Here is a 12,328-nt window from a genome sequence, read left to right on the forward strand (position 1 = left end):
TGCAACGCGCTCAGCTGACAGCCAGGAACACCAAACCTATCAAGTCTGGTAGTACCCATCTCGCAGCTATCGGCAGCACGCCAGTCAGGAAGCCATGCTTGCGGACGCCAACCAGTTTTCCGACAAGAAAATGGATGAATTAGGGGCGCTTGGCGCGCGCGCGGCATTGGAAAACACAAATCTCGCCGCATAAATGCGCGTTGCGTACTCTCCTCGCCTGTTGGGCGCTTGGTTCGGGGGTAAACCTGGAGCGAGCACCGGCGCGCCCGGCAAGCGGACAAACTCAACACTACGTGTCCTCATGAAGGTAATGCATTTTGGATCCTTGCGCTAAATGCGAGGCGGGTCGCGAAGGCGCGATCCAAACGGGCGACGCATTCCTGAGTGCGCTTTCTGCTACCCCAACTTGATGCGCGCTGGGGAGGCAGATTGGAAACCTGCCTGGATCGCTCCCCGCGGGATGATCTTCAACGTGAGATGCGCGAGGAGTTCGGTCGCCGCTACGGTGGTCTGACCGGCACCAATCGCTGTCTCCTAGACGATTGACGTTCCAATCGCAATGAGCACAAATCGCTCCGATCCAAAAGCTCCCAGCAATGCCCAAACTCAGGCAACCCGGCCTTCCGCCTTGATCCCGGCCTATATCGTTCGCGCGGCCTCAAATGCGAAGGCCAATCCGACATAAACCTAGATACTCGGCAATAAAAAAGGGGCCGCTCGGATGACAAGCGGCCCAAGTCTAGGGAGGAAACGCCCAAGGAGGGCGGCGGCAGCGCGAGGCGCTACCGCACCGCAACAATACACGACCGCACTGCACACACAAGTCTTTTCGCCGGCGTTCGCATTCGTTTGCGGCGATTGGGTTCATCGCAGCGAGATCAGGTGCGAGGTCACGCTGATTTGCCGTGTCTCGGCTATCCTCTCTCATCCTCCGACAGTGCTCCCGCCAGATTCGCACCGCAGCGCCCGGCGAGAAACAGACGCTCAATCGCACGCAGGAGAGCTTCGCCCCCAAATTCTGGAGAAAAAGACGAGTTCTGATCCAAGCTTTCTACCGGCGTAGGAAGCCGGCAGACAGAACCTTCTCGCCAAGAACGGTCAGCAAGAAAGTTATGGACGCGCCAGACTGGAATGGGTGACGGACGTCGACGGCACGGAGATGCGGGTCTTCTTCTTCCCCGAGCCGGGAGAAAGCCGGAAAAAGCGGCCGAAAATCGGTCGCACGTCTCGCTCTTCGAGCGTCAGGCTATTTCACGCCTATAGGCTGCAGGGCTGCCAGAAACCCCAGCCGTTCGGCCAACGCAGCGTTCGTCGACTGGCTGAAATTTCGGCGGAAGTGGTCCGGGTCGCGATAGAGAAACTCACCATTGAACCAGACACGGCATCGCCCATCCGCGCACAAGGCGTTTCCCGGATCGAGGACGATGACATTGGGCCTCCCGGCCGACGCCTCGCGGACGACGTCCTGCGCAGGCTGCTGTACCTCGGTGAGATAGCGCCAGATGAGCGCTTCCAAATTCGCTGGGCAGGGACGTCGCAAGAGCGCTTGACCCGCCATGGCGCATGCTGTGGGATTTCCGACGGGCACCTTGGGAATGTCTACGAATAAGATCACCTTTTTGCTCGGTCCAATCTCATCGAGCAGGTCGCGAAGCGAGTCTCTCAGCAGCCGGAGCCCTATGGCTTCAGAGCGAACGTTCGAGTTGCCTCGATAGAGCATCGTTGGCAGGTCCGACCAGCGGGCGGAAAGAATGACGGTCCCGATCTCCGGCCGATTCCTCAGAAGCTCCAGCACCGACGCGCGTTGCCGGCCGCATTGACTGCTGTAAGCGGGATTGTCCGGCCAATATCGCTCGACTTTGCCGTTTTCGACGATTCCAGGGCATGGGTTGACGAGCCCAATGGCAGTGTTGTCGGCCAGTCCTGTCCAGTTGAGTATCGGCAGGAGATGCTCGGCGTTGCTGTCTCCCCAAACGAGTGCGCGATCGCGAGCCGTCGTCCAGGGTGCACCGAGAGCACAAAGATGCGAACTGCGCGCAGGCCCGGCAAACGTGGCCACTTCAATCGGCGCAATCTCCGGACACGGCCACTTCCACATCCCGTCCAGACTCCAGCCGACAATCAGCGTCACGGAAACTGTCGACAACAGTGCGGGCAGGATGCGACGAATCCGCCGCTCGTAAAACCACGCTAGGGAGAACTGCTGCGTTTTCATAGACGTGATCAAAATGCCGGTGATCAGGTATCCGGAAATGACAAAAAAGACGTCAACCCCGACAAAGCCGCCCGAGACCGCGGGAACCTCGTAGTGGAAGAGAAATACGAGCAGCACGGAGACGGCTCGCAAGCCGTCAATGTCGGCTCGGTAATTCGAAACCATTGGGATTGCCCCCGAATTTACGTCGCAGATCGCACGGCATGCGTGCACGCCAGTTTAGACCTCACGCGTCAAGCACCCGCGCATTCGCGCGATTTGCTTTGAGCCAAATCGCCCGCAAATTTGCCCGATCGGCTTGACCAAACTTTCATCGCCCCAAGTCCACCATTCAACTCGCAGCAATGGATTGCGATTGCCGATAGTAGCTCGCGACAATCTCTTCATACGCCGGACTTACAGACAGGTAGACGCCGAGCTCTTTGGCTCTCTGTTTGGCCTTGAGAATGTTCGGGGCCAGAATGTCGGGATAGTGGATTAGATTTTCCGTCTTATCGACCGCCTCATCACCGTCAATGAGGTGGATGAAGTTTACGAAACGAACGCCCAGATCAGCGGCCAACTCGATGAAGGCAGGCATGTCCTTGACGTTCGTATGTTGTCCGACATAATTGAAGTAAATTTCCGGTCTGCTCAATCCGCGTTGCTTCTTTAGCCCTTGGAAACTACGGATGTTGGCCACCACGCGGTCAAAACTGCTCTTATGCATGATGCCTTCGGCCACTTCCTTTGTCGCGCCGTGCAGCGAGATCGTTATCATGTCCAATCCAGCGTCCAGCAACCGATTGGCAAACGCTTCGTTCAAAGCCATCCCGTTGGACGTTACCGCCGTGAAAGCTCCGTTCGAGTTGGCATGGGCGACGAGATCAAATATCTCCTTGTTGAGCAGCGGTTCGGCATAGGCTCCGACGAAGTGTGCCGTTTTCACGCGCGCGCCGTTGGTGATCTTCTTGTACTCGGCCAGCGTAAGACGATAGTACGGATCGCGCTTCTTGCCTTGCACGTCGAAGCGTATGGCCGGCGGGCACATCGTGCAGGACACGTTACAGCGATTGAGCGTGTTGAAGTCCATATAAATCGGTAGGTCTGCCCCGGTCACCAACGGCTCCGGTGCCAGGCGCGCTTCCATCGGGAGGCCTGAGGTCTTCTGTTGCTCCATAAAGGCCGCCAGTGCGGCGGCGTGGAGTTCTGGATCCATGGGAAGGGGATTGAGGCCCAGCGACGGCGCCGCCTCCCGATACTCTTCGTAACGCTCGACGCGGCGGCCAAGGAGGGCAAGGACCGACGACGTGCGCGTGCCGTTATGGTACGCGTGCAAGGCCAGGTGAATCTGTAACAGCCAGGAGGGACCCTCGTGGCGATACTCGCATTTCCCGCAATACGGTTTGAGCGCGTGTCCCGTTAGGAGACCGCGGCGCACGGCTTGATATCGTTCACCCTGCCAGACCGAGGCCAAGCCATCAGTCTGGCAATTGCCCATGTTGGTCTCGTCGTAGTAGGCGAAGATGCTCGACGCCGAGCAGAGCCGGATGCTGCCATCCGGCTCCATGCTCGGATTGGAGAATGGCAGCATGCACATTTTCGTCCGAGCTTCGCCTTCGGCGACCCGCGCCTTTTGAAGCAGCCCATCAAAGTACTGCCCGAACGGCTTCGTGCGCTCCGACCAATCCCAGGCCTTGACGTACTCAAGACTTTCCCCGGACAATCTGGCGAACAGTTCACGGTTGCCTACGAGCCGGCGGAGGGCATCCTTGAGCGCTGAAACGGATCTTTCAGGCAGAATAAACTCTCTCTGAAGAGGGCCGAGCGCCTGAGGTACGATTCCAACATCGGTTGTCACCACCGGCACGCCGCAGGCCATTGCTTCGAGGACCGGATTCGGCGTGCCCTCAATCTTCGACGTACACACGAGCACATCGATGCCCGCGTAATAATTCGGCATTTGCGCGTGTGGAATAAAGCGTTCCTTGCGGTCGGCGAACTGCATCACGATAGGTAATCCTTCGGCCTGCAGTTCTTCGATCGCCGGTTTGAGAATGCTGTTGACGCCCTTGAAGTCCTCGAGGGATGAAGCCCAGCCGCTATGTCCCACCCAACCGACCCTTACCAAACGGTCTCCCATGTGGTCGAACCGCTCCAGGTTCGTCGGACTGAACACGGTCAGGTCTACGCCATCCGGAAGAACCGCGTCCGGACGCGGAATGCTGCCGACAGCATCGTAGATCAGTCGCAGTCGTTCTGAGGAGACGTAGTACCCCGAGGCAAGGACGTTGAAGATCTTTGCTCGGGCGGACATATCCTCCGGCGAAAGGAAAAGGTGGTCATAGACGCTGATCGAGATGGTTTTGCATTCGATGAACCGACGCCGGAATTCAGGGTAGGTGAAACCGATGCGGCGCGCATAGTCCTCGAGCAAGGGCGTATCGATGATCGTAAGGAACTCTCGCCAGAAAACGTGGATAATATCGAAGCCTTCGGCGGCGACGAGCCCAAGTCCCAGGGCACTCGCACCACCCTCGGCGTACAATCCCTTTGAATTGTCCGCCAGCCAACGGCTGTGCTCGATTTCCCCCAATGTCGTGAGCGGGAAAATCTCGAACTCGTAGTGGTCGGACAAATTCCGCACCAGTTGCCGCGAAATATTGGCGAACGCCCATGAATCAGTGTCGGTCAAGAGCGCAACACGAGGACGACGCCGCGCCGCCATCGCCTCCTTCCGTTCTCCCCCGGCTTCGGAGCCAGGATCGCCTGGAGCGGCCCACCCTTGCTTCTGCTCGTTGGAGCGCATCCAGCTCTCGACTTCGTCACCCCAGATCTTAAAGCCCGTCTTGGCCTCAAGATAGCGGGCGGACTCGTACAGCGTCTTCCGCGAGAACCGAGTGCGCTCGTAGTCGGTATCACCGGACGTCTCAGCCTTCGGGTGATCATGTACGAGAAACCGAAGCGCGCTTGTGCCGATCTTCATGCCTTCGCGGAAGATCCGCAGCGAGAAGTCGATATCCTCGAAGCCTATCAACATGTTGTCGTCGAAGCCGCCGAGCCGATGGAATGAGCCGCGGTTGATGATTGAGGCTCCGCCAAACAGAAATGTGCTCAGGAAGGCCGTGTCGGTTGCACCGTCCGCGTCCGACCGAACATCGCTTCCCGGGACAATGATGGGATTGATCGTAAGGCGCGGACTCCCTTCCTGGATGACGGATTGCAGGCAGGCGCCGTGTGAGAACAGCGTCTTCAAGTCAGGATTGAGCAGCGGGAAACTCATGAAATGGCAGCCGAGGAGGGCCAACTCCCGTTGAATCTGTCGGATTGGATTGGAAAAGAAGAATATGTCGTTGTCGACGCTGATCACCCAATCGGTGCACGCCTGCTCCATGATGCGATTGCGGCCGCCGGCTACGCCGAAATTGCTTTCGAATTCGAGCAGGCGATAGCGATACGGAAACTCGGCGAGACAGGCCTTCAGTTGCCCTAGCTCTTCCGGGTTCGATCCGTTGTCGCCGATCAGCACCTCACCGGCAAAATTCGCAATATTCGCTGCGATCGACTTGAGAAGCTTGATCGAAAGGCCCGCTCGGTTCAGCGAAAGGAACGAAATGGTGAGGTTCTGCCCATTCGTTCCAATGTTTGGACCATAGCTTGATGGCGCAGCATCGCTCAGGACCGAGTGGCGCTCGTCGAAGAAATAGCGGGTCGACTGGAGACCGGGAGAAATAATCGTCATCTGACTGTCATCCGCCTAACCGTGATGCAATTCTTAAAATTTGAGACGTTTCGCGGCACCGATAAGGAGCGGCATTGCGGCCTTCGGGATCATGGGCTTCGCGCCGCGAGCCGCACGGCGAATGAGTCCCTTGGGCGTGCGTCGGCTCGTGGCCTCAAGCTCCCGCTCAAGGCTCGCGACTTGAGCAATGTAGCTCTCACGTTCTGCCTGGGTGTTGGACAGCATCTCTCGCAATTGATGGGCGTCCATCGCCATCTTCTGGACATCTGCTTGATAACGCGACTCTGTCGTGGCCAATCTTGACGTTGCGACTTGCAAGCGCTCCACCACGATTTCCGACTCCCGCTGCAATGCGAGGTTTTTGATGCGGTAGCGATCACGATCCGTCAGAAGCTCCACCGACTGAGAGCGCGCGACATCAAGTTCGGACACCCGCTGCTGCAATTGCTCGTCGACAAGCTCGAAACTGGCATGTGCATCCGCGATCGCTTTCTCCAGTCGACCAACGTCCACCTGATGTTGGACCCGGCAAGTTGTTAGCTCCGACTTCCCCTCCTGCACTTTCTCGCCGAGAATTTCGATCTCGCGCTGCAAAGCAACGCTCTTTATGCGATATCGATCACGTTCAATCCGAAGCTCTGCAAGCTGTTCATCCCGTTGGCGGATAGTTGCCTCCAACTGCAAGCGCAGTGCAGCGATGTCCGAGCCTGCTTCTTTGACCATCTCGATTTGTCTTCGCAGTTCGTCGGTCCGTTGATCCAACTCCGATTGAAGCACGCCAATCCGGTCTTCGGCGCCCATCATCACCGCGTAACTGTCCATGGAGATCGGAAACGCGGCCGTCGACTGAGGTTGAGCACCTTGTGCTCCCCATATACCGACGAAATAGCTGCACGTCCTAGGTCCGAATTCCTCGCCCGGCTTGCCCGGCACGATGGCAGCGTGCCCAGCTTCGGTCCCTTCAACCATCTCAACCTGCACAAGCGTGGAACTCGAGCGGGACGGCACTCGCACCGTTCCGAACCCGATCATTGCGCTGCCGATCAGCCATTGTACTTCTGGACCGAGCACCCTGGAGGTCAGGGCCTGAAATTCACCGATCGAATATTTCCGCTTATGATAGGGATTTCCTGATGACGAGTCTGGATAATACCAGTGGTCGTTGGGACAGGAGATGACGAAAACGGCGTTCGGCTTGGCCACCTTCTTGAGCGCAGTGAGATACGCCTCCGGATCATTCACGTGCTCGATGGTTTCGAGCGAGACGATGACGTCAAACTCCCCGGCGGAGAACTTCTCATCAATGCGGGTGGCGTCAAATTGATCGAAACTGATCCCAGGCGCAGCGAACTGGGATTGCGCGGCCGTGACCGCTTCGGTGGATAGATCAATGCCGTGCACCGAGGACGCACCCCAGGACTTCATGAAGAATGAGCCGTAGCCCTCGCCACACGCGATATCGAGAACGCGTTTGCGGACCACGTGCTGTTTGGCCAACAAATACCGCGCGATGTGAATCGACGCCTCAATTGCACTGTATGGTACGTCCTTTGAAAGGCCTAGTCTTTCCATCACGAGCCGATACACTCCATAGTTAGTCGCTCTTGGCGGCTCTGAAGCTCATGTTCTTGGTGCGTCTCTACGCCAATCGCGCCATCAATCGTAACGTCCCAAGTGCGATCCAGATCAATCAGTCCAACCGAGCGGAAGCTATCGATCACGCGGAAGGGGCAGATCCCCTTCGCATCGGCATGAACGAGGACCCCGCCGCGGTCGTTGATCGCAACACGCCACATGTACTTGCCCGCCAGAAGCGGCAAATTTGGAAATGTGACAGTGACACATCCTTCCCTGCCGCTTCGGTGTGGACTCATCCCCTCCATTAAAGTGGTGGTTCCACAAATGTAGAGACCGTCATGTCGATAGAGATTGAATACGAAGCTGATCCCATCTACCTGCGTGTCGGTCGTGGCTCGGAAGCGCATCGTTAGCTTCACCGTATCGTGCGAGTGCACCGTTTCGACAAGCGTTCCGTCTTTGGTATGCAGGGAGACGTCGGTGATTTCGAACAATTTCCCATGCGGCTGTTCAACTGGTTCGCTGGGCGCGGCCGGTCCATCAGAACCGATGCCGTCGGCACCTTCCGGCGCTGACGTTGTGGACGGCGCCGAACTCCGCGCGGAATTTTCCTCCGCATTTCGAGGGACGACTGAATCATCCGAAGGCTGGATATCCTCCAGATACTGGCCGGTGACCTCCGACGCGGAGCCGAACGCTGCGAGTTGCCCGTTCTTGAGGTAGACAGCCCGGTCGCACATTGACCTCACGAGATATCCGTCATGCGCGACAAGCAAGATCGTACAGCCTGCCTCCTTGATCTCGTAGAAGCGATTCAGGCACTTCTGCTGAAACGGCGCATCGCCGACGGCGAGGATTTCGTCGACAATGAGGATTTTTGGATCGACATGGATGGCCACCGCAAAGGCCAACCGGGCATACATGCCACTCGAGTAGGTTTTTACCGGGCGTTCGATATAGGATCCGATGTCCGCGAAGCGGACGATATCATCGTACTTTCGGTCGATCTCCGTACGGTCCATCCCGAGTAACTGGCCGTACACCATGATGTTGTCGTGACCCGTGAACTCCGGGTTGAAGCCAGCACCGAGTTCGATGAGCGGCGCCACGCGGCCCTTTACCTGAACGTCGCCCTCTGATGGAGTTAGCGTTCCAGCCAATATCTGCAACAGTGTTGACTTGCCCGCACCATTCCGTCCGATCACGCCGACGGTCTGTCCTTCGGCGATTTCAAAGCTTACGTTCTGCAGAACAGTGATTTCTTGATAAAATTGCCGATCTCGCCAGATCATCTGCTTGAGACGATCTACAGGGCGCGCGAATGAAAGATAACGCTTCGTGACGTTCCGCACGCGAATTGCGGTGTCCGTGCCGTCGAGCGGGCTCGACTTGATGTTAGACGACATCGGCAAACGCTTTCTTCGTACGCATGAAGCCCCAGTAGCCAATCTGCGCCACCGCAGCGGTCCCCGCGTAAAGTAGCAGAAGCGGAAGGAACGAGGGCGATTGATGATCAAAAATGGCCGACCTTGTCATCTCGATGATTTGCGTCAGCGGGTTCAGCGCGATGACAGCGCGGAACGCTGGCGGCACTGCAGAAAGCGGGTAGAAAATCGGAGATAGGAACGTGAGCAGCGAGACAAGTACCCCAACTAGCTGGCGCAGGTCACGAAGAAACACTCCCAAGGCGGCGAGAGCCCACCCCAGCCCGGCCGTCAGCAAAATAAGTGGAAGCAGAATAATCGGCATCCAGAAGATTGCGGCTGACGGCAGCCCAACAATGATCACGTGGCCAAGTAGGAAAACTCCAAACGACACGATGGCCGCAAACAACGCCACCGTGATCGCGATCGGAACCAGGGTCTCCAGCGGAAACACCACCTTCTTTATGTAAGCCGGATTTTCCAATACCAAGCTAGGTGCACGATTGAACAACTCGGCGGCGAACTGAAAGATGATGAGGCCGATGAAAACACGAAGGACGAAATCGGAATAGCGCCCGATCGCCCCCGGCCAACTCATCGTGAAGATCTGACTGAAGACGAACGAGTAGATCAGGAGCATCAGGAGCGGCACAACGACGTAGTGACCAAGCCCGAGATAGGTGCCTACGATGCGCGATCGAATTTCCCGATCAGCAAGCAACTTGATAGTCGCACGCGAATAATGATCGAAGAGAAAATCGTAGAACATCGAAACACACTTTCGAACGGTCATCGGATGGGTCGGGACAACAGGTTCAGTTCAAGTACGGCGTTGATATTCTCTAGGCATGAGAGGGCGCTGCGAGGAAGGCGGCGAGTTATATTGTCGACCCAATAGCCCCTCCGGATCGAAGGGTCCGCTGCCAGGCGCTCCCGCTCATCACGCTCGTAAGTCTCGAATGCAGCCCTCACCTGATCGGCAACCGACGAGCGATCAGTCGCTTCGACGTCGTTTAACGACACGATCCAGCGTTCGAACCGAGCGGAGGATTCCGCCCACGAGGGCCACTGCGATGCCGTGTCCCTTGCGCCTTTCGTAAGGGTGTTCAGGAGAGACCTGTCGCGAAGCAACGTGGTGATGGCTGCCTGAATCCTCGCTTCGTCTTGATCGGCAATGACGATCGCATTCTCGCCGTGACGAATGTATTCCTCATGGCCGGTTACGTTGAGGACTACCGCAGTCCCTCCGCAGTGGAACATCTCCAAAGGAGGCCCGAACATACCTTCTACCGTGCTTAGCTTCACCAACACGTCGCATGATCGATAGACTCGAGCCGCAACGTTGATCGGGACTTTCGAGAAGACGCGCCGAACGCCCGGGATCCAGCGGACAGGGGTTCCGGTGAGGAGCCAAATGTCTTTCGCTCCCGCTCCCTTCGCCAAGGATATGGCACGGGCCGTATTCTTGAATGGAACGCGGAAATGGCCTTCGACCAGCACCCTTGAAGATCCTTCTACGCGTTCCTCGATAGGTGAGATGGCCTCAGAATAAATGTCCTTTCGAATGCCGTTGCGGACGAGAGCGGCGTCTCGCCCCGAGTCTGTTGCAAGACGGTCCCTGATCCACCCCGCTTCGGTAACGAAATTGAGCGGCAATCCATATGTCGCATCGATCAGGCGACGGAGTGGCCCTTCGGTCTTCGGATAGAACCTGGACTCGATCGATTGGACGAAGTATCCGAATCTCCCGGCGTTGAAGCGTGGCAACTCCAAGGCTGTCTTCCACCAGGTGGCGATCACCAGATCGTACTCGTGCTTGCTTGCCTCTTGGAGACCGACGCAGGTCAACTTTCCAGCGACATCATGCCATGAGATGGTTTCAGGGGTGAACGGTTCCTGAGCCGCGATCAAGACATCATGGCCGCTGGTGACCAGATGTGCGGCGTGTTGGAAGATAACGTAGGTGCCGCCGCTGATGGCCAGCGAACCAACCAGGAAGCAAATCCTCATCCGGAGAAGCTCCCCGCAAGAAGCGCCTGCCACATCCGGTAGCGACCATACAAGAACGCGGCTCCAGGAACGGCACGTCGACGAATTGTCAGATAAGGCCAGAAGCCCTCTTCCGTCAGCCTGCGGTGTCTGAGCAAATCCAAAGTGAACCGGATGCGATCGAGAGGGTTCGTATCATTCTTGACCATTAGCCTCGACTGCTCGAACACGCCGAAATTCTCGAAATGCCAAATAGAAGCGATCCAATCGAGTTCGGCCGAAGTTGGACGAAACACTAGACGCTTGTGGAACTGGAGCGTCAACGCCATAACTTCCGTCGTCGTAAGACCCATCTCGGTGTGCAAATCGCGAATGCGTTCGACACTCGACATGACCCCTTGGGCTACTGGAGAAACGATCTTCTCGATCAACTGCCGTTCAACGAACTCGTCGTATATGATTGCGTAATTGCCGTTCGCATCGAGCGTATATCGGCTCGGTGCGCCATGATCAGCAGGAAGCATGATCTCGAAGAGCGATCTGTTCTCGTTGAAAATCGGGAAGGAAGGCGTTGAGCGGTCGAGATGCGAGAACAGCAGCCCATGTTTTTTGTTTCGTGGGTGGACGTGACCGGGCGCGGCGAGGCCAAAGTAATGTCCGATCACGTCGACACCACCCGCCCAGCGTTCGAACCACAAAAAAAGGTTATCTTGAATGGTTCCTTTCCAGCCCACGTCGACGACGTACAAGCGCCTCGGAAGTGGCCGGCGGAAGATGTCGGAAAGATACCTGGAGAATGCCGACCCGCCCTCTGTGCGCGCCGCCGCATAGGCCTCAGCGAAACGCTCGGACTTCATGAGTGCAGCGAACTCGGGTGAGGTCGGAAGATCGTCCAATGTCTCCTCAAGGCGATCCCTCGACTTGCGCAAGTTATCGGCAATGCCGTCGATGGCATCGTCCAACGAAAGACTCCGGAGGAAATCCGCAAGCGAAATTCTCCGATATTGACGGAACAAATTCGCAAACTGCTCGCCTTCCAACGGTCCGCAAGAAAGCAAGAAGGTCGACTTGCGAGAGACACGGAAATAGTGCGTCTGAACTTCGGTGGAGGTGCGTGCACCCGACGACTTTCTGTGTGCGTCGAACATTTCTTTCAGTGGCTTTCCTTCCCGGGAGAGGAACAGCACATGGTCGGCGTCCGCGCTGGAGATGGCGGCGTCCAACCGCAAGAGAAAGACGTAGAGGGACCAAGCGAGGTCCTGAAAGGGAAGGTCAGTCCTCCTTCGACGCTCGTACTCGGCGGCCGCCGTGCGAAGTCGGTTCGTCAGCATTGGCGCCTCCTGCGACGGCCAAGGCCACGATGCGCTGTCCCCTGACTACATCGATGCAGGTTGCCGGATC

Annotated in this window: 7 protein-coding genes; all 7 read right to left on the reverse strand. The window is 57.2% G+C overall.

All coding sequences use genetic code 11. The features are described from left to right. Nucleotides 1-1,246: 1,246 nt before the first annotated feature. Complete coding sequence (locus NLM27_RS26515; RefSeq protein WP_254146096.1) at nt 1,247-2,380, reverse strand: acyltransferase family protein; 1,134 nt, start codon at nt 2,378-2,380, stop codon at nt 1,247-1,249. A gap of 166 nt (nt 2,381-2,546) precedes the next feature. Continuing rightward, entirely contained in the window at nt 2,547-5,936 is a 3,390-nt protein-coding gene (locus tag NLM27_RS26520) for a glycosyltransferase (protein ID WP_254146097.1), read from the reverse strand. Nucleotides 5,937-5,969: 33 nt separating this feature from the next. Then, nucleotides 5,970-7,433, reverse strand: a complete 1,464-nt coding sequence (locus tag NLM27_RS26525; protein ID WP_254146098.1) for a methyltransferase domain-containing protein — start codon at nt 7,431-7,433, stop codon at nt 5,970-5,972. Nucleotides 7,434-7,507: 74 nt separating this feature from the next. Continuing rightward, complete coding sequence (locus NLM27_RS26530; RefSeq protein ID WP_254146099.1) at nt 7,508-8,920, reverse strand: ABC transporter ATP-binding protein; 1,413 nt, start codon at nt 8,918-8,920, stop codon at nt 7,508-7,510. Next, nucleotides 8,910-9,707, reverse strand: a complete 798-nt coding sequence (locus NLM27_RS26535) for an ABC transporter permease (RefSeq protein ID WP_254146100.1) — start codon at nt 9,705-9,707, stop codon at nt 8,910-8,912. Before NLM27_RS26535 ends, NLM27_RS26530 begins: the two co-directional genes overlap by 11 nt. 20 nt (nt 9,708-9,727) lie before the next feature. Next, nucleotides 9,728-10,948, reverse strand: a complete 1,221-nt coding sequence (locus NLM27_RS26540) for a glycosyltransferase (RefSeq protein WP_254146101.1) — start codon at nt 10,946-10,948, stop codon at nt 9,728-9,730. Then, the gene (locus NLM27_RS26545) at nt 10,945-12,258 is read right to left on the reverse strand and encodes a hypothetical protein (protein ID WP_254146102.1); all 1,314 of its coding nucleotides are present in this window, start codon (nt 12,256-12,258) and stop codon (nt 10,945-10,947) included. The genes NLM27_RS26540 and NLM27_RS26545 overlap by 4 nt, the downstream gene beginning before the upstream one ends. Nucleotides 12,259-12,328: the final 70 nt, after the last annotated feature.

The sequence above is a fragment of the Bradyrhizobium sp. CCGB12 genome (genome assembly GCF_024199845.1).
In the GTDB taxonomy this organism is placed as follows: Bacteria; Pseudomonadota; Alphaproteobacteria; order Rhizobiales; family Xanthobacteraceae; genus Bradyrhizobium.